Genomic DNA, 21513 nt, shown 5'->3' on the forward strand with positions numbered 1-21513 from the left:
GAGTGGCGAAGCCAAAAGACAAACTCGAACCAGTCTTTACTGGGCCTGCATAGCTGCCCTTTTCCACTGATTGGCACAACAAAGTCTATCTTATGTAGCTCTCGCCTGTTTAACTGCACCATACTTATCACCAACCTTCGAAGTCTTTTGGACTTTGGACGTTCGTCCACAGTGCAGCATTCGTACAAACGGGCTCCTTGCAGCCATCTGGCGATTTCTGTCGGATGATAGCTTCGCCCTGACAGCAGACACTGCAGATCTTTCTAAGCCTCACGTTGATCGAATTTAATAGGCTAAGTGAGTTAGCCTGTGTCACGCGGACTTCTTGGCTCGTCTTGTCATCTTCATCCCTTTGCTGTTCATCCTGATCAACGAAATCGTTCCAACCTTGAGTTTACAGTTGACGAAATGACCCCGACGCTGGCTTTCGGCCATCAGGAAAAGCCCCGGCATTCAGGCCCAGGTAACAAGAGAGCATCTCTCATTCGGAATTTGCCGCGTTGCCAGCGATCCGTCACTCCGGTCTAGGCGGTCGCGCAATTTGCTGATCCGATCAGGGCTTTGCCCCCCAAACCCGAATTCTGTGCGCCCACCCATTCTCCGGGCACCGTTTTTTTTCAGTCCAACCGTCTGAATTGCACGTAATAGGAATATCACAAATCACGAACGATTTGCCTTGTAGCTTGACCCCGCTGCTCCAACGGCGGCGAAGACTACAGCTATGCTCAGTGTAACTGAGATCACGAGTTGATTAGATTTGGGAGGAAAATCATGACCAATAGTTTCGATGTTAAAACCACATGGGCTTCGGTAATGGATGAAACCAAGAACCCACTAAAAAACCAATCTTTACCCACGGCTCATTTGCTGATGCAAATGTTGGCTTGGATGTGGAGCGCAGTGTTCTCGCTCATGGTCGGCAGCTACTTCGTGTTCGGCGTAACTGCGGCGGCTCATATGCTACTGATAGCCGGTCTCTTTGTAACACTGTTGGTGTTCAGAAAGTCGGAAGCGACTAAAACCGACTAACTGGCTTCTGTTGCTGGCGAGCGACCATTATCTTTGCCCCGGCGGCCTACCGAGTCCCGAATTGGTCTGCATGGCGTGGTCTCACAGTCCGACGCCGTGCAGGTTCAACCATTTAAAGATCACGCCCAAGTCGTCTTACAGGGACGGGGAGAAGTGAAATTCGCGCAGGCTTTACGGCTTGCATCTGGGGTCGTAGGGATGGTTCGGCGCCACTTCTTTACGCCCAATGCTCCATGAGTGTACTCGCGATGGTCAAGGTTGATTTACTGCGCCATTTGGCAAACGCTCAAAAGACTTTGGCCGGACGTCACATGCCACGAACCGTTGTAACACCCATTTATCTATCAGTGAGATAAACAAGGAAGGAGAAGCTGGAATGTCTGCAATTCAATGGCTGTTACTCGTGTCCTTTTGTGCTTTGATCGGAGCGGCTTACGCCTTGGTTGGCCCCTTTGTGGCGGTCGCCGTATTTTGGAGTGTCGTACTGGGTAGCATGTTGGCGGGTCGAATGAGTAAAGACCCGGAACTTGCCGCTGAACTGGAGTCTAGCCGCATCCGGTCTGCCAACCTTCGTAACAAAGCGTAGACCGCTGTCACTTGCGGCCATCTGGCACAGACCCAGTCTCCATGTTCGCTCTACATATCGCTTATCCCTCTGTTGGGACGGCCCGCGCTGCAACTCCAGCAGGTTCCCCTAGTCAGCAGCGCGGGTTCGCTGATCCGGTCAGCGAAATGCCACGTATACCTGATATCCCCTACTGTCGCCCGCGCTTACCATCCCTTGCAGTAAAAGCGCGGGCTTTTTTTGGTCTGGGCTGTCCGCTGATCCGTATCCTCTTTACCCGGTGAGAAAAGCCCTCTTTTCTAATCGGGCGTTCCCGCGCTGCAAGTGTGCAAGCTTCCGTCGGCGCGGGAGCTTTGATTGACCCGATGACGTTAAAGTCTAGCATCAAAACTTCCGCCGCTCCGGATGGTTGGCTTAGTCGTGAACGCCTCATTGATTGCAGGCTATGATTTTTTGCTTCTTGCCCGGAGATCACAGATCTATTTGCTATTGTTGGTTCAGATCTGCTGATCCAGAAAATCCTGCGCAATGCTGAGGTGCTTTTCTTTCTTTTGCGGCTCCATTCGTGCGGCCGTGCGACACATCATTGACCACCGTGGATTGCGTGCAAGGTCATCCTCATGCTTGAAGATAAACCGCCAATACAAGCCGTCCCACACATCTGCCCAAGGTCCTTTGCCCCAATGGCTCATCTTCCGGACGTAGTTTGAGCCCGAAAAGTAAGGTTTGGTGGTGATAAGGCCGCCGTCTGCGTGCTGGCTCATGGCGTAGACGTTCGGAACCATGACCCAGTCATAACTGTCCGCGAACATCTCCATAAACCAAAGGTAAACTTCATCCGGATCAATCTCGCAAAGGAACATAAAACCACCCAAAACCATCAGTCGTTCGATGTGGTGGCAATAGCCGGTCTGCAAAATGCGCCGGATCGTGTCGTCGATCGGGTCTATACCGGTTGTTCCGTTATAGAAAGAAGTTGGCATCGCACGGGTATGGTTCCAATGATTAGAGGTGCGCATCGGGACGCCGAGGTCTTCATAGGTGGCGCGCATAAACTCCCGCCAGCCAATAACTTGGCGGACAAACCCTTCGACTGAATTGAGAGGGACGTCTTTTGTCCGTGCATATGAAAGCGTCGCGTCGAGCACTTGTCTGGGCGTAAGCAAACCGATGTTTAGCGCTGGTGTTAGAACAGCGTGCCAAAGCCAGCTTTCGCCTTTGACGATGGCATCCTCAAAGTCACCGAAACGATCAAAACGGCGTTCAAGGAACTGCTGCAACCAATCGGCAGCGGCCTTGTGCGATGTCGGATAGTACAGCGTGTCCAACGTGCCTGGGGCCTCTGGAAACTCTACGGTCACGCTGTCCTTTGCAGCTTGGTCTATGGCGTCATACTTGGGCCAGTCAATCCAGGGCAGACTGTCGAGCAGAGCTTTGGGAACCTTCTTGCGGTTATCGTCGTCAAAGCTCCACCGCCCGCCTATCGGTTGATCGCCATCCATCAGAATATCCAACCGGCGGCGCTGGCCTTTGTAGAACTCTGCCATGAACCAACGTTTGCGACCCTTGATCCACGACGCATTTTCAGCACGCGTGTTCAGAAAGCCCGGTGACGGGCGCATTTCCAGAGTGATGCCCACAGAAATCGCAGCCCTGTTCAATCGCCGTTGTGCGATGAAGTCCACTGGGTCCGCCACCACTACGTGATCTATTTCGCCCTCTGCGAGTTTTCGAAACATGCGCTGGCACGCATCTGTTCGTTTTTCGTAGGGGTAGATTTCAGCTTTGATGTCCTTGGCAACCAAATCCTCACGATAGCGTGCCATACTGGCGCGATGTAGCCAGAGTTTTTGCTTGTGCATCCGCGCAGGGTATCGCGCGTCGCCAAAGAATAGAGGGTCCTCAAATAGAACTACCCGATCCGTGGGCTCTGCCAAACCGGGGTGATTGGCAAAAAGCTGATTGGGCAGCAGGACTGTGGCCGATGGCATAGTGTTCTCGCACGCTTTGTTTAGTGCTGAATTATGCCACTGATGCCGCTAGGCAAATCCGAGTAGTTCAGCACCCCGATAGCCGATGGCAAAATGAAACATCCCGCTTCACCGCAATAATCCCAATTCGGAAAGAATAGTGGGTATCTTCTTTTTCAGACTGAAGAAGCCGGCTGTTGCGTGTGGCCAAGCGATACCATCATATTTGCGCCTTACCAGATGCAGTTTCAAACCGGCCTCGGTCAATTTGGGTATGGCGCTGTTTAGGCGTGATCGCACTGGGCCGACAGGCGGAAAGGCAGTGGCGATGGTTCGCACCCCCACCCGCTGAGCCGCCGCAATGATCGGCACACTCCAGTCTTCGGCTGCTTTGGGTTGGCTGGCATTACTCGCTAATGCGTCGCGCAAGGCCCCTTTTGCAAATTCTTGAGCTACCCCGCCTATTGGCAGAAAAGACCTACCGTGAGTGGCCAGCAGCCCCAGCACGCCTTTGGGTTCGTGCGTCATAAGATCTGCGCCGCAAAGGTCCTCTTCAGTCAACAAAAGAAGGTACGAACCGATTGGAGACGGATCGCACGACGCTATTGGTAGTCGTGGATGATCGACACTTTCAGTCAAAGGGTCAGCCACATCGGCAAGGCCCTTAGGGTGAAATCGACCTTTGGTGTATTTTGTGATGTTCTCGGGGCGAGCGAGGTAAGTTTTTCCTTTTGTGTGCAATCCAGCAACCCAGCGCCAACTGAGTGTGTTTGACGCCGGATCCCCGTCAAGCAGGTGTCTCAGGAAAAAATCTGCACCCAGTTCCCAGGGTAGACGGAGCGTAAAAATCCAGATCGAAGCCATCCACATGCGTGCATGATTGTGCAGATACCCGGTGCCGGTGAGTTCCGCCACCCAGCGATCGAAACAGTCTATTCCGGTCGCGCCAGAGACAGCGTCGAGATAACTAGACCGTAGTCCTGGGTCATTTTCCAGCGCCGCATGGTTTTTGACCAGTTCGGATTGGTAGCAGCTCCAAACACTGGGCCGTTGTTCAAGCCACCCCTTAAAGTATGTGCGCCAGAAAACCTCCTGCACGAACTTCTCGACCTGCCCTAGGCTATGTGACGCCAGTATCCTGGTCAGCACCTCTTCCTCCGTCACCAGGCGGTGCCTTATCCATGGAGATAGAGCAGAGACATTGGTTCGAGATTCAGGACCATGGTCATAGTTTCGTGTACTCGCATAAAGACGGCCAGTACGCGCGGCAAAACGTTCGAGCCGTTGTAACCCGGCGGCACGCGTAGGAGTAAACGTGATCCGTTCATCGGTCAGTGAAAGACCCGGAAGACTATCACTCATGACGCACGCCGACACCGGGCCGAACAGTAGCGCACCTCGCTCCAAACCTTGGCCCACTTCTTACGCCACGTGAATGGGCGACCACATGTGGCGCAGCTTTTCTGAGGCAATTGGGATTTTCTGCGCATTTTCATGGTGCATCTCCGAGAGGAAGGTTCAATTGCGTCGCCGCTGCATTTCCTGACCTGCGCCCGCGCTTTGGACGGACGGACTTGCGGCTCGCATGTTTGGCCACGATCGTTTGCGCCTCTGCCCGGAATTCGGGGCCTCGTCGAACAGCCCAGACACGCTCGCGAGCGGCCTTTGCCGTCGCAAGATGATCGAATACGCGTTCCGGGTAATGTCGCCCGATCACGCTGGTTGCAGTCTCAGCTTTCCAAGGTTCATGGATGTACTGGTCGGGTATGCCGGCGAGCTCAGGCAACCATTTTCGTATGAAGGCCCCGGTCTGGTCCTGGTCATACCCTTGCTTGACCGGGTTATAGATACGCACCGTATTGATACCCGTCGTACCAGATTGCATTTGGACTTGGCTCCAATGAATACCGGGCTCGTAATCGGTAAACATGCGCGCCAGATGCAACCCCGGTGTGCGCCAGTCCATCCACAAGTGATAGCTTGCAGTCGCCATCACCATCGCGCGCATCCGAAAATTCAGCCATCCCGTAGCACGCAGGGACCGCATACAGGCGTCTAGAAAGGGATACCCGGTTTCACCCACACTCCACGCATGAAGAAGCTCTGCGGTTGGGGCTTGCGGACGCAAGCCATCGTAAAGTGAGTGCAAGTTTTCGAATTCGATCCGGGGGTCGTCCTCAAGTTTTTGGATAAAGTGGCAATGCCAATGCAGTCGGCCTGAGAAAGAACGCAGGGACTTCCGCCAGTTTTGCGCCCCCTGGGGAAGGCTACGACGACGCCTTTCACAGGCTTGTGCCACCTCGCGCATCGAAACAGCGCCCCACGCTAGGTAAGGCGAAAGCCGAGAACACGCCCGCGCCCCGTCCTCCGGACTGGACATAGCGCGTCGGTAGTGTTCGCCACGGTCGTTCAGAAAGCTCGTGAGGCGCGCTAACCCCACACGCCTGCCCCCGGCCTGACGTTGCGGGCAAGGTTCGTTGTTCAAGCACAGGTCGCGCGCTGTTGGTATTTGCCCCAATTCGAGGCTAACGGGCTGCAAAAAAGGCGCGCGGCTGGTAGTTTCAGCCATGATCCGGTCCCAACGCGCTGCCCACCCATCCCGAGATTCGAGCTTTCGCCAAACGCCATGATTTTGCACCTGGGTCCAGGGCACTCCTTGTTCGCGGCACCATGCGGCGACTTGCAGATCGCGCTGGAAAGTCCAATCATTGCCGGTCTCTTCATGGGACCAGAGTCCCTGCAAAAGACCGGCCTGTTTTAGTTCGACCAAAGTGTCGATAATCGCTCCGACACGTACGACCAATGGTTGGTTTAATCGAGCGAGATCAGCTCTGAGCTCAACAAGCGTTTCTGAAACAAAGGTCCAATGCCTGGCAGATGCATCCGGCTGTTGCCAGAGCTCTGGTTCGACAACGTAAATGGGCAATGTGGGGCCAAATTTTGCAGCGCGGCAGAGCGCCTTATGGTCTTCCACACGTAAGTCGCGCTTGAACCATACGACTTGCAACCTCTGTACCCTCACGCTCTGTCTGCATTGTGCGACAGAAGCTAGCTTCCATCGCGTTCCTGTCCAGACGAACAAAGACTAAGCAATCCGGGATCGTTACCATTGTTTGAACGTTAGAAGAGAAAGCAGCTGTGCTGATCACTCTCACTTTCTCGTATGATATCCCGGCGGTTATTCGACAACGCGCACCTCTATTCCGGCTTGCAGCGGAGGGATCAAAAGAAAACCGATGGTTGTTGTATGCCAAAATGGGCGAAATACTTCGACCCTTTCGGCTGTATCTGCATATTCGACACACGCCAGGTGGGAATTGAATTGCGTTTTGGTCCTCTGGGTCAGTACAGCAGCCAAAAGCCGTCAGACTACTGGAAAGCACGTTTGAAACACCGATCTTGGCGAATGCGCTATGCAAATTTCCTACTGCTCTTTTTCGACGTTGGTCGTTCGCACGCTCAAACAACGCCTGTTTCATCCTGAGGTCACACCGTCGCCTACGCTGAGAACGTGAACAGCAGGATAGTCCGCCCAGCCGACACTCAAACGGGTTGCGAAGAATGCCTGTTTTGCGGACAAACTTACCGTTGAAGTTGGCACGTCGCATCCCAAGTTGCGGGCTCGTACCGCATCTGTTTGCCACGGCTACCCCCTCGTTTCTTCGGATTTCGCGCTAGTTCGTTCAAAAGGACGGGCATGACCCAAAAGCTGAGGTCGATCAAAGTGCAAAAAACGAACATAGCTGAGGTTGCGGTCAAATCGGGTCAAACCGAGGCCGATCAACCCCGAACTACGATATACTATGACGGGTCTTGTTCGCTTTGCTCTGTTGAGATCAGGCACTATGCCTGTTGTGAGGGAGCGGATCGGCTGCGGTTTGTCGACGTCTCAAAACCTGATGTGGGTCTTGGTGATGATCTAACACAGCAAGAAGCGATTGGTCGGTTCCATGTGCGCCGAGCGGACGGAAAACTGGTGTCCGGCGCGCGCGGGTTCGCAGAGCTATGGGGCGCTTTGCCCAAATGGCGTTGGATAGCACGTTTGGCAAGCTTACCGGGGGTAATAACTCTGCTAGAGCTTGCGTATCGAGGTTTCCTCCCCCTGAGGCCGACGCTTTCGTGGATCGCATCTACGGTCGGAGCGAAGCCGATCAACCACGGCGATAAGCCAACATGATAAGCGCTAGCGATAGTCGTTCCAAACGGCTGTTCTGGCTGGTCAAAGGGGTTCTCGAACCTGCACCTGGCAACCGTCGCATCATGCTCGCGATTTGTTTTGGGATTGTCACGCATACAGTCTTTACCGCCGCCGTTGTTGCCATGGTGTTCTCCATGTTTTTTGGTATGAGCAGAAGCCTTGGGTCCGTGCCTTGGCCGAGCGCAGCATTTATCAACGCCCTTTTGGTTTTGCAGTTTCCATTGGGTCACTCATTCCTGTTATCGGCGTCTGGCAGAAAGTGGCTCTGCCGCCTTGTCCCAAGTCCGCATAGCGCGACTTTAGGCACATCCACCTATGCGATCATCGCCTCGCTCCAACTGTTCGCGCTCTTTGCGTTTTGGACCCCCACCGGTGTCATCTGGTGGCAAGCAGAGGGTTGGGTGTTCTACCTGCTGACCGCACTCTATGCTGCGTCTTGGGGGCTATTGATCAAAGCCAGCTGGGATGCCGGGGCCGAGGTTCAATCGGGTGCATTGGGTTGGATGTCACTGATGCGAAACGCTAAACCCGTTTCTCCGGATATGCCCACTACCGGATTGTTCCGCGTGATACGGCAACCAATCTACGTCGCCTTTGCTCTGACGCTATGGACTGTGCCGGTTTGGAGCCCGGACCAGCTTGCCCTTGCTTTGGTGCTGACGGGCTACTGTCTTGCTGCGCCGATGCTCAAAGAGCGGCGATTTGAGAAGCGGTTTGGCCAGCGTTTCCGAGATTACAAAAGTGACATTCCCTATGCGATCCCACGACGCGCTAGTTGCTTGCGCCGTTCGATCAATGAGGCGTGGCAATCTATGACCCGCGACTAAACAAGGACTGAATGTAAATGCTTGAGTTCGCTTTGCTTTTTACGGCGCTTATGTTTGGCGGAACAGTACTCTATTCCTTCGGCTTCGCGGCGTTCGTTTTCAACGCGCTCCCGTCGGAGACAGCGGGGCCGCTTATCAGGAGGGCCTTTCCCCACTTTTACCTGTTTGTCATGGCGACAGCAGCCGCAGCTACTATCCTGCTGCTCGCCAGAGATGCGATGTCTGCTGTGATCATGGGGAGTATCGCTGTGACAACGGTTTTCGCGCGGCAGGTTCTGATGCCGGAAATCAATAAAGCTACCGACTCAGGCGATGCCCGCCGTTTCAAGCTGCTACATACGCTATCTGTGCTGATCACACTGGTTCATATCGGTGCCGCGGGCTTTGTAATTGTTCGGCTTGCTGGCTTAGGGTGAGTTGTAACCGTTCAGATAACGTACTTCTTTAGAAGCGTCTTCACAGGCAACGAGGCATTCAACCGAGTGGCCAATAAGAACATCCCCCCGATCTTCCGCTGAAGATAAAGTATGTCCATTGGCACTTGGGATGGGACATACCCGGCCTCGGCCAAAGCCAAACCTTCATTGTTCAGGTGGTTGGAAAGCGTTCGGTCGGAAAAATCAAATACATCCGCAGATAAGATTGCGTCGAAAACGCTGCGGATCATTCCGAGGATGCGGTCGTCGAATGGTCCATCACCTTCAATAAGCTTCAATTGGACCGCCGCGTTTCGAAGTTCTGCGTTATCTTCAAGTAAGCCTGCACGCAGCAGATGCACATACCCATCAATTGCAGGTGATTGCAGTGCGCGGGCCGCGCCGAAATCCAAAAGACTAATCTTCCCGTTTGTTGGGTTATATCGATAGTTGGCAAAGTTTGGATCGCTTTGCATGATACCGAAATCGAAAACCTCGCGCAGCGTGAGATTGATCAAAGCCTCGGAGACACGATTGCGTTCATCTCTGGGCGCATCACTCACTATTTCGATTGGACGGCCTTCCAAAAAAGACATCGTTAGAATTTCGGGCGTGCTCCAATCAGGATAGAACTCTGGGATTTCAAACGCTTCATCGTTTTGCAAAAGATCAGAAAAACGGCGCATGTGCTGCCCCTCGCGTTCATAGTCCGTTTCTTCATGCAATTGACTGCGCGCCTCTTGGATATACGGACCCAAGTCAAAGCTTTTGGGGAGCAAACCCGACATCCGAACCAGTGCAGCCACATTAGCAACATCGCTGTCGATACTGCGAGCGATGCCGGGATACTGCACTTTGATCGCCACGTCGCGCCCATCTTTCAACGTCGCACGATGTACTTGCCCGATGCTTGCGGCCGCTATGGGTCTTACATCGAAAGTTCGAAAGGACTTTTGCCAATCTGGACCCCAGCTTCGGTTCAGGACGTCACGCAATTGTCTTGGAGGCATGAAATGCGCCTGATCTCGCAAACGAGCCATGATGTCTGCCAGTTCAGGCGGCAAGACCTCGCCTGCATCCATGGAAATCAGCTGACCCACCTTCATCGCTGCCCCTCGCATTCGTGCAAGCTGATCCGCGATCCGCGTGACGTTACCCGGTGTCATCAACAAGCCACGCATGTCAGGTCGCGCCCCGCGACCAATCTGCTTTAGGGCTTGTGCTACCACATTCCCCGCAATGCCTGCCGCCATGCCGCCCAAACCAGCACCACGAGCCAAACGGCCTGTAGGAACAGACAATGGGGCAACCGAGGGTTTAGGGTCGGTCATCAATGCTCACCAAAACTCCGTACCCGGAGAGCCTTTGATGCGACCCTTCAAGTTCTCGGTGACCCAGCCTCCATAGAAATCCCCGGGTTGCGGGATCACGCGATACTCGCCAACAAAACAAGCATCCATACGTCCGGCGTAAAAAGAGAGATAGCCCTTTATCGGCTCAAAACCGACGGTCGGCGCAGCGTAGCTCCATGCGGCCTTTGTGGCATTAGCTGCACCGTTCTGAACGTCCCAGTAGCTCGCAACACCCTTCCACTCACAGTATGATCTACCCAAGGCCTTTGTCAGAACGGCATCAACGTCTTGTGGTGGGATGTAATACGTAGGGGCGTGGTGGGTTTCTAAAACCCGAAACGCCTGATCGGTTTCTACGATTGTTCGACCGCCAAGCTCAACACGAATGGGTTGTTGTACTAATTCCAACATTGGAGGTCGTGTATAGTCCTGAACGTTTTCGATCTTAATAGATGCCATTAGGAACCAACTATCCTATGCGTCATGAGCTTTACAGCAGTGGAGCTAGTGCAAAGTCAGAAGTAATCTAGAACGTCGGGCTTGAAGGAACGCTTACCGTACACTCGGTGAGAGGATCAGAGCCTAGAAAGCCTTAGTATGAGTACTTTTTGCTTTGGGCTCAGTGCCGCCTATCAATGCATTTCGCATCAATTACCGCAGGCAGCCTAAAGCAGACATCTACCGCTAAACTTCGCAATTTCTTTGCACGCAAGAAATCTAGTTGGTTGAAGCTTTAGCCCGTCCTTTTAGGAACGGCTGTGCAATCCGAGCCGCTTAGATCGGGTAGTCAGGCTACTATAACTCGTGAAGCGGCAATTTAGAGAATACTATAACTTTAAACACCTTGTCTCAGACGGTAACTCGCGGAAAAACAGCCTATAGTCCCGTGCAAACTGACCCATGTGCCAAAAACCGTGCCGGTTTGCAGCGTCAGTTACTGTGCCATTGAAAGAACCTGTGAGAAGATCCTCTCGAACGCGGGTTAACCGAAGTCGCAAATAATACGACTTGGGGCCATGGCCGAACTTTTCTTTGAACGCGCGATTCAGGGTTCGCCAAGACGCCCCACTTTCTTTGCAAATCTCTTCTATCGAGATCGGGTCTTCCAGATTGGCCAGCATAAGATCGATTGCACGACCAAGGGCTCGCCGTCTGGTATCCGCCTGACTCCTGTCAAAATGCGCTTCGTTGTCGGTCAGAATACTCAGCGCTTCGAGCATCAGAGCCTCCTCTGTTGCCTCAGACCACTGCGCATCAACACTGGTAAGAAGCTCGGATACACGACGCTCCAATTGCGCCATGCTGACCAAACCTGCTTTGGACCTCAGTTTGTGGGCCTTCGGACTGTCGCGCTCTAAATGAAACCCACAGGTCTCAGCCAACTTCTCCAATTTATGCGTTTCAAAGGATACAACACTGCCCGTAAAACCGGCCGTCGAAATACCGTCAAACTCATCATTGTCCCCAAAGGACAGGAATGCGGTATCGGTTACGTCCTTTGCTTGCCACTTGTCGACTGCACCCTTCGACGGAATCCCAAACGTCATCCAGCCCTTCGGTGAAGTGCCACGTTGGTGAACGCGTTGGTCCATTGCGATGTTGAGGGCGGAAACCGATAGCCCTGTACGCACCATTATGGCAGTCAACAATCGACCCGGATCAAGCTGTCGAAAGTCGATCTCCCAGGGGGTAAAGTCCCCAATCATATTGGGATGGTCAAAATTCAGCGCGATTGCCGGTGACACCCCGTCCGATCTTGGAGGGGCAACCTTCTGCAAATTTGGCGAATTCTTGATGTGGTCCATTCCGAGAGCCTGACACTTTACCGGTAATGTAGCGAATTTGCACCGCAGGGAGTCAAGTGTCAGCGGAAACTCCAAACCTTGCCACCATGGGCCGATCACGGCTCCCTGAGGCTGACGCTCGATCTGAGCGAGTGGTGACATTTCTCACGCCACCAGAACACCAACGGCTTTGCGAACTGGCGCGTCAGTCAAACCAATCGCTTTCAGCAAAATGTCAGGAACTGATTGTTCACGCGATGGACTTTAAAAGTACAAAAGGGGGAACGAATAATGACTAGTGCCATTCAAAAGGCTAGCGCCGCCGCTTGTATGCTTGCGCTACTAAGCACAGCGCCAGCGCTCGCACAACAAGACGCAATTGTGCATGACGGAGAGTTTGAGTTCTTGCGCGCTCAATTTGGCGAGCAATGGGATGCGCAAGACACCGAAATTGAAACGAGGTTGGCGGAAATCCGGGAAGCCAACGGCGGCAAGCCACCAAACTTTCTGTACATCCTTATCGACGACATCAGTTTTGGTCAGATGGGCGAGCGCAAGATGAACTACGTGATGGGGATAGAAACCCCGAATATCAATGACTTTGCCAGCGAAGGCATGTCGTTGATGCGTATGTACACCGAGCCCTCGTGCACGCCCACACGTACCGCCATGCTAACTGGGCGCCACCCAATACGGGCTGGCGTAGAGGAGGTGAAAGTTGCTTTGGTGGGGGAAGGACTTCCTGCCAGCGAAGTGACGCTGCCGGAAATCCTGAAACAGGCGGGTTACAATACAAGCCACGTCGGAAAATGGCATCAAGGCGATATCGAGGAGGCTTACCCGCATAACCAGGGTTTCGACTGGGCGGCCTTCCCGCTGCATCAACAGGTTCAGCTGAGCCTGATGACGCGCGAAGCGATGCAAGCGAACAATATGTTGGGATACCACGCATCGGGGCAGAACAACGAGTTTCTATTGGATGAAAGATTTAAGCCCTACGGTTTGGTGACAGGCGTTGAAGCCGAGGCGGGTGGCCCAGCGCGCGAGGTCGAAATGGCAGCGGGCGAAGAGTGGACGCAAGCCAAATACGAAGAAATGAACGAGCGCTACCAGGCGCAGGCGATTGAACAGCTTGAGCGCGTTGCAGCCTTGGATGAGCCGTTTTTTCTCCAATACTGGCCGCTGTATCCGTTGAACTTTGTCTATCCCGATGAAGCACTGTCGCGAAATGGAGGCTTTCACGCGGACAAGTTGCAGCTTCTGGACGGCTGGATAGGTGAAGTCCTCGCCGCGCTGGAAGAAACCGGCGAGGCGGACAATACCATTGTCATGATCATGGCCGACAACGGGTTGATGTACCACTACGAGGGGACATCCGGCTTGAACCAACTGATCTATCGAGGGGGTAAAACCCAACACCTCGAAGGGGGCGTGCGCACTGATGCGTTCATTCGCTGGCCCGGTGTGATTGAAGCTGACAGCGCTGCCGGTGACATTTTTCACGTCTCGGATATCTACACGACAATCGCGCGTATCGCGGGCGCCACAGACTATATCCCGCGTGATCGCGTGATTGATGGCATCGACCAGACAGCACTGCTGCTGGAAGGCGAAGGCAACGGACGTCGCGACTACGTTTATGTTTACGAAGGTCCGGTTCTGCGTTCGGTCGTAAAGCAGGAATTCAAGATGCACCTGCCTGCACCGGGTGCGCCCGGTGCCGCTGCGCCCACTTACAACATCTATCGCGACCCGCGCGAGCAGCATCCGCTGGTTGGGTACTCCCTTTGGGCCGGCGCATCGTTTCAGGACATGATCAAGCGACACCAGAAGATGATCGCCAAGTATCCGAACTCTGAGATCGGTAAGGACATCCCCTACGGCGGAATCGCAAATCTGCGCCCCGAAAGCGAAGAGGCACGGCAGGTCTTCATGAGCTGGCAAGAGTGAAAGGCCCAAGGGCGCGCGGGACCTGCCCGCGCGCGCCGCAAAGACGACGAAAGTGCGTCGTACTGAGTAACCAGCTCATCAACAGGTCAATGTCATGTTTGAAAGAACCGCGTCAGCTCAAAGGAAGCGCCTGGCCGTCATAAGCGTTGCCGTGTTTTTGAGCTGGGCAACGAATGGAAATGCGCAAGACACGAACCGGGACTTCACAGGCTATCTGTATCTATGGGCCCCGGCACTGAGCGGAGAGACAACAACCGGTGGCAGCATCGACGTAAGTTTCAGCGACATTCTCGACAATCTCGACGTTGCATTGATGGGCGCGGTCGAGGCACGGCGCGGCCGATTTTCGATTTTTGCAGACGCGTTGTACCTGGACCTGAGTGATGGCCAGGACACCGCCGTGGGTCCCGGCATTCCAGCCAATGCAGATGTCGACGTACGCGGGACCGTGTTTTCCAGCTCTGTAGGTTATGATCTTGCCAACGGCACCGACATGCGGATCGCCGTTCTGGGCGGGTTTCGGGTTATGAACCTCGACACCAGTGCCAATGTTTCCATTGCCTCCGGATCACAGCGCATCTCTGGTGGGATCAACAACTGGGACGCCATCGTCGGCGTCCGCGGGACGACCCAGATCGCGGATCGCTGGGGAGTGTCCTATTACGTGGATATTGGCGCGGGCGAAAGCGATCTGACAGCCCAGTTAAGTGCTGCGGTCAACTACAGGATAAACACTTGGGACTTGGTGTTTGGCTATCGATATCTGACCTGGGATCTCGGCAACACACAGGTACTGTCCGATCTGACCTTTCAAGGACCCTTCATTGGCGCAAGGTTCGGATTTTAAGCCGACCAACACAAGACCCGACAAACGGCTCGGAGCGAAAGAACATCGGCGGCCCACGTCCTAAACAGCAATGGAGAGAAACATGAACCTACTCAGATCAATCGGCGTTACACTCTTTTTGATCGTGGTTGGCGCACTGACCGTCATTGCGGCCGAAGAGCGGGCTGTTCCCCTGGAAGGCGTTCTAAACACCCGAGACCTCGGTGGTTTGAAAACGAAAGACGGCCGCGCTGTTCGTACCGGGCAACTTATCAGATCCGGTGAGATAGACGAGATCAGTGATGGCAGCAAGCAGCGCTTGGACGACATGGGCGTCAGCGCAATTGTCGATCTCAGAACCACATCCGAGGCGACAGCCCATCCGGCGCAATGGCCCGAAGATCAGGGACCAACACGTTACAACTTCCCAGTGATGGAAAATGAAAACCAGATGATCGAAGATATGCGCGCCAGCATCAAGTCAGGTACGGCCACGGCGAAGGAAACAGATGCCTTATTCGCCGGAGCCTTCGGTTACATCGCAACGGACTACACAGACGAATACCGCGATCTGTTCGACGTCCTGCTTCGCCAACCTGATGGCGAGGCGGTTCTTTATCATTGCTCAGGCGGGAAGGATCGTACTGGTGTGGCGACCGCGCTTATCCTGACCGCGCTCGGTGTCACCAAAGAGGAAATCCAAGCCGACTTCATGATAAGCAACGTGCTTAAGGATGCCGACACCAAAGCCGAAGAGATCGCAGCGGAAGTCAATGCGGCTCACGGCACGAACATGTCGGCAGCAGCCGTCTGGCCTTCGCTTGGGGTTCGAGAGTCTTATCTCGATGAGTTCTACAACAGCGTTGAAGAGAGCTATGGTTCAGTAGATGGCTACCTTCGCGAAGGTCTTGGGCTTTCGGATGAGGAATTGGACACGCTACGCGACAGATACCTTCAATGAGTCGAAGCCGGATCGTGCAACCTAGGTAGCGTTAAGATGCACGAAACCCGCCATCAAAAGAAATGCCCTTTGCCCCTAGTAGCTTATTGGTGGCGATCGGGGGCAGCAATACGATCTGGCAGAAAGTCACAGCCCAAAGCTGATTTCTAACACCGAAGTCCGCAAAACCCGCAGTGTAGAAAGCTCAGTTGGAGAGGCTCAGCGCAACCGTGAGATTTTGTTGGTCTTGACCCAGATGTTTCTTCCTTACTTCGGCTAAATCAAAGGTAATTCAGTTTCTTGGTGATCCAGAACAGAATTTCAGCCAGAACTGCAATCGCGCCTGCTTCCTCGGTGATAACCAAGCCCGTACCTGACGCGCCCAACTTGGTCACTTGTGCGCTCTGATCATCCGGAATATCTGCCACAACGATATAATCAGGCGCGCCAACCAGTTCGCGCAGCGAAGGAAGCCCACTTCTGGCATCCAACGCCCCTTCGCTGGTACTGGGGGGAATGTCCAGGATCGTGGTTTCGAACTCCTGCCCCGGTGCGCTACGCAGGGCCACGCGTATTGTATCGCCAGAAGAGACGTTCTGTAGACTGCTCAAGGGAAGTGTCGCGACCAAAACTCTATCACCGGGCACAACAAAATTGATTGCCCCTTGAAGCGTCGTTACGCGGTTCCCCGGGCGCAGGGTCAAGCCTGTAACCATGCCATCTGCTGGTGCGCGCACATTTGTTTGTTCCAATGCCCAACGCGCTTGGATCAGTAAATTCTCAACTTCGGCAACGCCAACATCGACCCCATCCACTTGGGCGGCTATACGACGTTCAAGGCCCGCCTTCCGCGCGTTTGCGGCGCGTAAGCCCGCCTCAAGCTGCTCTATCGTTGAAACGGCTTCCTGAAGCTGGAACTCGGTGGACGCTCCTCGTTCGGCGAGACGGATAATATCATCGCGCCGCGCTATCCCAAATTCCAGTTGCGCGGACAGAGAGGCTATGTCCGCCTCGGCCGCCTCAAGGTCGTTCTTCAGTTGATCTGCCTCTGATTGGGCGGAAGCAAGTGACGCTTCAAGTCGAGCGACCTCGGCGGCATATTCCGTATCATCTATCCGGAACAGAACATCCCCTTTTGACACTAACTCATTGGGCTCTACTGCGACTTCTGTCACCGGTCCCGCAACATTTGGAGCAATGCTGATCACAGCACCCTGAACCGAAACTGTCCCGCTTGGTGTCGTGTGGTTCAGCGCACCGATAACCACCAGAGCGATCACGACACTACCGCCATAGATGAAGGTCTTTGAAACCGCGTTCCAAGGCAGCAGTCGAAGTTTTGAAAACACCAGCCATGCCAGGCCAAAATACAGTGCCAGAACGATTAGCATATCAGATGCTCCACTGGATTCATTGGACGAAGAACCAAAGCATCTGAGCTTCCTATAGACGCACAAGACCAGGTTCGGCCGATTTGGCCACTATACAGTCTCCAATAACGTATCTGAAAGAGTGCGTTCCGAGAGGGCTCCCGGTGCACCGATTGCAACAAGCCTTGTTTCGGGTTTCCGGTCCCCCCACATTTCGTCCCGTGCGATGTCCATACGTTTACCGACGACCTGCACAAGAATGCGATGATCCGGATCCTCCTGGCTGAAGACAAAACCCTTGAGACGATAGACATCACCTGGAAGCTTCCGAATAGCGCTGCGGAGAGAGGATAGACTTATCGGGCGTTCAGCTTTCATCACAGTTGTCGAAAAGCTGTCTGAATGATCAGCATGATGGCAACCGCAGTCAGGGCCATGTTCATGATGGTCGGGTACTTCTGTTTCTAGTTGTTCTGAGGCAAAGCGACCGACTGAAAGAAGTACGTCCAGAGGGACGTTCGCGTTGACAGCTTCGACCAAACGATAGCGACGGAAGCGAGAGCCAAGCCAATCGTGTACCTTCTGAACAGTGGCCCTGTTGACAAGATCAACCTTGTTCAGAATTACCATGTCCGAAAATGCAATTTGACGCAGCTTTAACTCCATTTGTTCCGGCGCAGCAAATAGTTGTTCCGCATCAACAAGACACATGAGGCTGTCCAAGCGGATCATGTCCCGGAACCTTTGATCCGTAAACGTCATCGCGATTGACGAAGGGTCCGACACGCCACTTGCTTCAAGGACGATGTATTCCGGTTTTTCAGGCCGCGCGAGAACGGCTTCCACCGTTTCGATCAGGTCATCTCGTATTGAACAACAAACGCAGCCATTTGCCAGGCTCATCACATCATCTTCGAGACCGACGACCAAGTCGGCGTCTACGTTTATTGATCCAAAGTCATTCACCAGAACCGCAACCCGCAACCCGTGATTGCCGGTCAGGATGCGGTTCAAAAGTGTTGTCTTACCGGCTCCCAGAAAGCCGGTAAGGATCGTTACAGGGATTGCGGAAGTCGAACCGAATTCAATCATTGTTCAATCTCTCCTCAGTCTTCATCGCGCGAGCCGATTACATCCGAAACTTTGATGGTAAAGTCCTGCGGCCAGTCCCCGCCGGGCGCTCGGAAAACGTCGGTTGGGTAGTACTCACGTGGATCAATCTCCATATCTCGGTATTTCTGATCTTGCTGATCCGCTCGAGTGAGCCTCGGATTCGGTAGTGTGACTTCATCAGGAAGCTCAATACGCCCGGCCTCGGCTGCTGCAGCCAGTTCGCGAAATGGTGGGACAGTACCGGATTTTCCGGGCAGTGCAGCTTTCCTGTACCAGATCGCATCCTTGGTCACGTTTACAACGGCTACATCGAGACCCCATTGGAACAGACCGTCATAGTGGGCGCGAATTCCAGCCAGCATTTCAGCGTCGATGTCTTCGTCCTGAGTATAGTGCGTCACCATTCCCAAACGCGGCCTTGTGTCAGCAAAGAGCTTACCCACGGCATAGTGAGAGGTATGGTGCGTATCGATTGTGTAATTGAACAATTCTTGTGGGATACCGTATTTATAGGTCATCAGCTGACCTATATCCTGTCCGGACATTTCGGTTACAAAGACATCAACGCCTTCGCCGTATTTCCTTGAAAGCTCATCCGGGCGACCATCGCCTGTCCATACGAAGCTCAGACCATTCCAATCGAGCCGATACCCAACTGCGCCATCCTTGGCGTGGCTGCGCGGCCAGGACCGAACAGTCACGCCGTCTTGGTCGTAAACGATGCCGCCTTCTTGTCGGAAATCGAACTCGTTGACCTCGATCTCATAGCCGTCACCAATTGGGAACACGTCGAATGCTTCAAGGTGCCATTTGAGCATCTGCTGCATGCCTTTGACCATACCGGCCGTTCCAAGCTCGGGTGTCCGACCAGAGGGACCGTGAATGCGCAGCGGCGTGTACCCTCCTGACCAAGCCCGGAACGGGTAGATGTAAGGTATGTCGGCATAGTGGTCGACATGCAGGTGAGAGATGAAGATGTCGTTGATCAGCTGCCCCGGCACCTGCATGGCAATAATGTTACGGACACACCCGGATCCAAAGTCGAAGAAGAACCGTTTTCCATTTCCCAATTCTACCATGATACAAGTACCCGCCTGATCTTCGCGCGGCGGATAGGGTGTTGAACCACAGAATGAGATGCGCATCTCATCTGGTCCCAACTCCTCGCTAAGTGGGAAATAATTCGCGTTAGAACCCGTCATGTATTTCGTCGGGCGGAAGTACTCTGGCAAAGAGATGCCGCCTGCGGGTCGACCACCGTATGGATTCTTGAGCGTTTCTCCCAGTGGGCCGTCTCCTTCGTGGGCCTCGGCACTCCCCGCCGCAAACCCAGCTGCGCCCGTTGCGGCTGCTCCAGTGGCTAAACCCTTAAGAACATTCCGTCGCGAGGGGTCTTCAATTTGGTCTGTCGCTTGAACCTGTTTGTTTTCCAGGTCTTTCCCATTGTCTTCCTTGGTCATGGATAGGTCCTCAGTTAGGAGTGTTACGAAGGTTGCGCTTCACCATCCGGCGAAGCTCGTTCACGAGTTCGGATCTGATGTGGGCCCATTCCGCGCGCTCTGTGGCTGTGATCGATGTGTCATCCAACAGCGCAGTAACTTTCTTTAGGTCTTCGATTGCCTCGCTGAGCAACGCATCCGTTTCGGTACGCCCTAAAAACGCATTGGAAAGCTCTGGAAGCTCGTCACTCAGTTCCCAAGTCACTGGATAATCCCCGGTTCCCACTATCTATTCTCACATCAAGATGAGTGCGGTTGACGACATGCGCCAAGTGAGTCACCGTGAGTTGGGGGTGAGTTTGCTTTGAACCAAGCCAATGAATTGCCGATAGATCAAGATGTTGCACCGCCATCGCCGGAGCTTGTCCGACAGGCACTTCAGAGCGTTGTGTCCAGCGTCGCGTTCCAGGCTTCGCCTCGACTTCAGCAGTTCCTTACTTACGTGGTCGAAGAAACGCTCGCGGGTCGCGGCGCGCAAATCCGTGGCAAAGCAATCGCGGTTGAAGTCTACGGTCGGAGCATTGATGGCAGCGGTGGTCGAAATCTTGTCCGCGTTGAAGCCAGACGGCTGCGGCGACTGCTACATGAGTTCTATGAAGATCAATGGAACGGTGAAGGAGTTCGCATTTTTGTTGATTCCGGCGGATACAAGCCTCGGTTTTCGCTAGAAAGTACGGCAGGAGACGGCACATTAGGGGTGCGGAACATCGATGCGCTTAGAGGGCATCTGCATTTACGGCAACTGCTGCCCGCTGGACTGATTTGCCTTGTTTTAATTGCTGGAATTGGCTTTTGGCTTGCTTGGGATAGCAAGGGAGTCTTGCCCACGACCCAATCCGTCGAACAGGCCGAGCGAGCAGCCCTTGGTGAGCAATCTTTGACGAGACTTCAGGCGGCTAACCTGGCGGATCAAGCCCGAGGCATGTTTTTTCCCGTTTTCGATGTTAAGCGACAGCAAATAGCGCTGGGAATGTTTCAGCATGCCACCGAGCTCGACCCAGCACTTTCCGATGGCTACGCCGGATCGGCACAGGTCCTGGCGACCCTGGCCATGTTATCCCCGGAAGCAGCGCAAAGAGATGACCTCTTCGGCAAAGCGTTGGAGATGTCGGGAAAGGCACTTAGTCTATCCCCTACCGATGCATGGGCGAACAGCGCAAATGGCTGGGTATTAGCCACTAAAAACAACTCAGTCGAGGCACTGAAATACGCTAGGATGTCCGTCGAACTTGCACCGATGGATGGTCATATTCTGGATCTCGTTGGCATCACAGCCATCATGGCCAACACCCCGGAACTTGCCGCCGAGGTTAGCAACCCAGAGAGACCCAGATCAGGATCTGGTAGGTTTGGTGCAAGAAACATCTGGGGCGTGTCGCAACTTATGCTCGGGAACTACGAAAATGTAGTTGAAGCCTTCCAGGGTGCACCAGCCGCAGGTGCACCTGTCAGCGCTCCCTCTCTCCTATTCCAAGCCGTAGCGAACGATCAGTTGGGGCATTCGGAAGAAGCACAACAGCTTGTTACCGAAATGCGTAAGACATGGCCCGAGTTTCCATCTGAGTTTCTCGCCAACAGGATCTTCTACAACGACGTCGATACCAGGAAAATGATACTAGAGACTCTCAACAGGTACTGACACAAGACTGCAAAACACCGGAGCAGCTTTGGTCC

At 53.9% G+C, this 21513-nt stretch carries 20 protein-coding genes; 9 read left to right on the forward strand and 11 right to left on the reverse strand.

The window, feature by feature from the left end:
- The first annotated feature begins 771 nt into the window (after nt 1–771).
- Both ACXAGD_RS10445 and ACXAGD_RS10450 read left to right on the forward strand, forming a co-directional pair.
- Nucleotides 772–1029 (forward strand): hypothetical protein, encoded by a 258-nt coding sequence (locus ACXAGD_RS10445; RefSeq protein ID WP_475210333.1) that lies wholly within the window; start codon nt 772–774, stop codon nt 1027–1029.
- A 376-nt stretch (nt 1030–1405) separates the two neighbouring features.
- Nucleotides 1406–1615 (forward strand): hypothetical protein, encoded by a 210-nt coding sequence (locus ACXAGD_RS10450; protein WP_475210334.1) that lies wholly within the window; start codon nt 1406–1408, stop codon nt 1613–1615.
- Nucleotides 1616–2091: 476 nt separating this feature from the next.
- On the opposite strand, the gene ACXAGD_RS10455 is transcribed toward ACXAGD_RS10450, so the two are convergent.
- The 4 genes from ACXAGD_RS10455 to ACXAGD_RS10470 form a co-directional block, all read right to left on the reverse strand.
- On the reverse strand, nt 2092–3585 hold the full coding sequence (locus tag ACXAGD_RS10455; protein WP_475210336.1) for a cryptochrome/photolyase family protein: 1494 nt from the start codon (nt 3583–3585) through the stop codon (nt 2092–2094).
- Nucleotides 3586–3693: 108 nt separating this feature from the next.
- Nucleotides 3694–4926, reverse strand: coding sequence for an FAD-binding domain-containing protein (locus ACXAGD_RS10460; RefSeq protein WP_475210339.1), 1233 nt, complete (start codon nt 4924–4926; stop codon nt 3694–3696).
- On the reverse strand, nt 4923–5054 hold the full coding sequence (locus ACXAGD_RS10465; protein ID WP_475212555.1) for a DUF2256 domain-containing protein: 132 nt from the start codon (nt 5052–5054) through the stop codon (nt 4923–4925). The genes ACXAGD_RS10460 and ACXAGD_RS10465 overlap by 4 nt, the downstream gene beginning before the upstream one ends.
- Before the next feature lie 2 nt (nt 5055–5056).
- Entirely contained in the window at nt 5057–6586 is a 1530-nt protein-coding gene (locus tag ACXAGD_RS10470) for an FAD-binding domain-containing protein (protein WP_475212557.1), read from the reverse strand.
- A 675-nt stretch (nt 6587–7261) separates the two neighbouring features.
- Between ACXAGD_RS10470 and ACXAGD_RS10475 the strand changes: the two genes are divergently transcribed.
- The 3 genes from ACXAGD_RS10475 to ACXAGD_RS10485 are packed head-to-tail and all read left to right on the forward strand — an operon-like array spanning nt 7262 to nt 9005.
- The gene (locus ACXAGD_RS10475) at nt 7262–7741 is read left to right on the forward strand and encodes a thiol-disulfide oxidoreductase DCC family protein (RefSeq protein WP_475210341.1); all 480 of its coding nucleotides are present in this window, start codon (nt 7262–7264) and stop codon (nt 7739–7741) included.
- Nucleotides 7738–8589 (forward strand): methyltransferase family protein, encoded by an 852-nt coding sequence (locus ACXAGD_RS10480; protein ID WP_475210344.1) that lies wholly within the window; start codon nt 7738–7740, stop codon nt 8587–8589. Before ACXAGD_RS10475 ends, ACXAGD_RS10480 begins: the two co-directional genes overlap by 4 nt.
- Before the next feature lie 17 nt (nt 8590–8606).
- A complete protein-coding gene (locus tag ACXAGD_RS10485) occupies nt 8607–9005 on the forward strand; it encodes a DUF4149 domain-containing protein (protein ID WP_475210347.1) in 399 nt (132 codons plus the stop codon).
- 11 nt (nt 9006–9016) lie between these two features.
- On the opposite strand, the gene ACXAGD_RS10490 is transcribed toward ACXAGD_RS10485, so the two are convergent.
- From ACXAGD_RS10490 to ACXAGD_RS10500, 3 genes are all read right to left on the reverse strand, one after another.
- A complete protein-coding gene (locus tag ACXAGD_RS10490) occupies nt 9017–10336 on the reverse strand; it encodes an ABC1 kinase family protein (RefSeq protein WP_475210350.1) in 1320 nt (439 codons plus the stop codon).
- Nucleotides 10337–10342: 6 nt separating this feature from the next.
- Nucleotides 10343–10768 carry a DUF427 domain-containing protein gene (locus ACXAGD_RS10495; RefSeq protein WP_475210352.1) on the reverse strand — a complete coding sequence of 142 codons (426 nt, stop codon included), beginning with the start codon at nt 10766–10768 and terminating at the stop codon, nt 10343–10345.
- A 416-nt stretch (nt 10769–11184) separates the two neighbouring features.
- Nucleotides 11185–12162 (reverse strand): helix-turn-helix domain-containing protein, encoded by a 978-nt coding sequence (locus tag ACXAGD_RS10500; RefSeq protein ID WP_475210355.1) that lies wholly within the window; start codon nt 12160–12162, stop codon nt 11185–11187.
- A gap of 270 nt (nt 12163–12432) precedes the next feature.
- Between ACXAGD_RS10500 and ACXAGD_RS10505 the strand changes: the two genes are divergently transcribed.
- The 3 genes from ACXAGD_RS10505 (at nt 12433) to ACXAGD_RS10515 (ending at nt 15878) form a co-directional block, all read left to right on the forward strand.
- On the forward strand, nt 12433–14091 hold the full coding sequence (locus ACXAGD_RS10505) for a sulfatase-like hydrolase/transferase (RefSeq protein ID WP_475210356.1): 1659 nt from the start codon (nt 12433–12435) through the stop codon (nt 14089–14091).
- A gap of 157 nt (nt 14092–14248) precedes the next feature.
- On the forward strand, nt 14249–14938 hold the full coding sequence (locus ACXAGD_RS10510) for a hypothetical protein (RefSeq protein WP_475210359.1): 690 nt from the start codon (nt 14249–14251) through the stop codon (nt 14936–14938).
- A gap of 82 nt (nt 14939–15020) precedes the next feature.
- The gene (locus tag ACXAGD_RS10515; RefSeq protein WP_475210360.1) at nt 15021–15878 is read left to right on the forward strand and encodes a tyrosine-protein phosphatase; all 858 of its coding nucleotides are present in this window, start codon (nt 15021–15023) and stop codon (nt 15876–15878) included.
- Between the two features lie 260 nt (nt 15879–16138).
- On the opposite strand, the gene ACXAGD_RS10520 is transcribed toward ACXAGD_RS10515, so the two are convergent.
- The 4 genes from ACXAGD_RS10520 to ACXAGD_RS10535 all read right to left on the reverse strand — a co-directional run bounded on the left by ACXAGD_RS10520 (nt 16139) and on the right by ACXAGD_RS10535 (nt 20044).
- On the reverse strand, nt 16139–17248 hold the full coding sequence (locus tag ACXAGD_RS10520; protein ID WP_475210363.1) for an HlyD family secretion protein: 1110 nt from the start codon (nt 17246–17248) through the stop codon (nt 16139–16141).
- A gap of 90 nt (nt 17249–17338) precedes the next feature.
- The gene (locus ACXAGD_RS10525) at nt 17339–18319 is read right to left on the reverse strand and encodes a CobW family GTP-binding protein (RefSeq protein ID WP_475210365.1); all 981 of its coding nucleotides are present in this window, start codon (nt 18317–18319) and stop codon (nt 17339–17341) included.
- Between the two features lie 14 nt (nt 18320–18333).
- A complete protein-coding gene (gene gntH, locus ACXAGD_RS10530) occupies nt 18334–19800 on the reverse strand; it encodes a guanitoxin biosynthesis MBL fold metallo-hydrolase GntH (protein WP_475210367.1) in 1467 nt (488 codons plus the stop codon).
- Between the two features lie 10 nt (nt 19801–19810).
- A complete protein-coding gene (locus ACXAGD_RS10535) occupies nt 19811–20044 on the reverse strand; it encodes a hypothetical protein (RefSeq protein ID WP_170466840.1) in 234 nt (77 codons plus the stop codon).
- 99 nt (nt 20045–20143) lie between these two features.
- On the opposite strand from ACXAGD_RS10535, the gene ACXAGD_RS10540 reads away from it, so the two are divergent.
- Nucleotides 20144–21478, forward strand: a complete 1335-nt coding sequence (locus ACXAGD_RS10540; protein ID WP_475210373.1) for a hypothetical protein — start codon at nt 20144–20146, stop codon at nt 21476–21478.
- Nucleotides 21479–21513 lie beyond the last annotated feature (35 nt).

Source organism: Ruegeria sp. ABF4_144 (assembly GCF_056160045.1).

Excerpts from the sequence above, each read along its gene's own strand:
- ACXAGD_RS10525 (WP_475210365.1), bottom strand. The coding sequence starts at position 18,319 with ATGATTGAATTCGGTTCGACTTCCGCAATCCCTGTAACGATCCTTACC.
- ACXAGD_RS10465 (WP_475212555.1), bottom strand. The coding sequence starts at position 5,054 with ATGCGCAGAAAATCCCAATTGCCTCAGAAAAGCTGCGCCACATGTGGT.
- ACXAGD_RS10455 (WP_475210336.1), bottom strand. The coding sequence starts at position 3,585 with ATGCCATCGGCCACAGTCCTGCTGCCCAATCAGCTTTTTGCCAATCAC.
- ACXAGD_RS10445 (WP_475210333.1), top strand. The coding sequence starts at position 772 with ATGACCAATAGTTTCGATGTTAAAACCACATGGGCTTCGGTAATGGAT.
- ACXAGD_RS10495 (WP_475210352.1), bottom strand. The coding sequence starts at position 10,768 with ATGTTGGAATTAGTACAACAACCCATTCGTGTTGAGCTTGGCGGTCGA.
- ACXAGD_RS10480 (WP_475210344.1), top strand. The coding sequence starts at position 7,738 with ATGATAAGCGCTAGCGATAGTCGTTCCAAACGGCTGTTCTGGCTGGTC.
- ACXAGD_RS10450 (WP_475210334.1), top strand. The coding sequence starts at position 1,406 with ATGTCTGCAATTCAATGGCTGTTACTCGTGTCCTTTTGTGCTTTGATC.
- gntH (WP_475210367.1), bottom strand. The coding sequence starts at position 19,800 with ATGACCAAGGAAGACAATGGGAAAGACCTGGAAAACAAACAGGTTCAA.
- ACXAGD_RS10520 (WP_475210363.1), bottom strand. The coding sequence starts at position 17,248 with ATGCTAATCGTTCTGGCACTGTATTTTGGCCTGGCATGGCTGGTGTTT.
- ACXAGD_RS10490 (WP_475210350.1), bottom strand. The coding sequence starts at position 10,336 with ATGACCGACCCTAAACCCTCGGTTGCCCCATTGTCTGTTCCTACAGGC.
- ACXAGD_RS10515 (WP_475210360.1), top strand. The coding sequence starts at position 15,021 with ATGAACCTACTCAGATCAATCGGCGTTACACTCTTTTTGATCGTGGTT.
- ACXAGD_RS10505 (WP_475210356.1), top strand. The coding sequence starts at position 12,433 with ATGACTAGTGCCATTCAAAAGGCTAGCGCCGCCGCTTGTATGCTTGCG.
- ACXAGD_RS10460 (WP_475210339.1), bottom strand. The coding sequence starts at position 4,926 with ATGAGTGATAGTCTTCCGGGTCTTTCACTGACCGATGAACGGATCACG.
- ACXAGD_RS10485 (WP_475210347.1), top strand. The coding sequence starts at position 8,607 with ATGCTTGAGTTCGCTTTGCTTTTTACGGCGCTTATGTTTGGCGGAACA.
- ACXAGD_RS10500 (WP_475210355.1), bottom strand. The coding sequence starts at position 12,162 with ATGGACCACATCAAGAATTCGCCAAATTTGCAGAAGGTTGCCCCTCCA.
- ACXAGD_RS10475 (WP_475210341.1), top strand. The coding sequence starts at position 7,262 with ATGACCCAAAAGCTGAGGTCGATCAAAGTGCAAAAAACGAACATAGCT.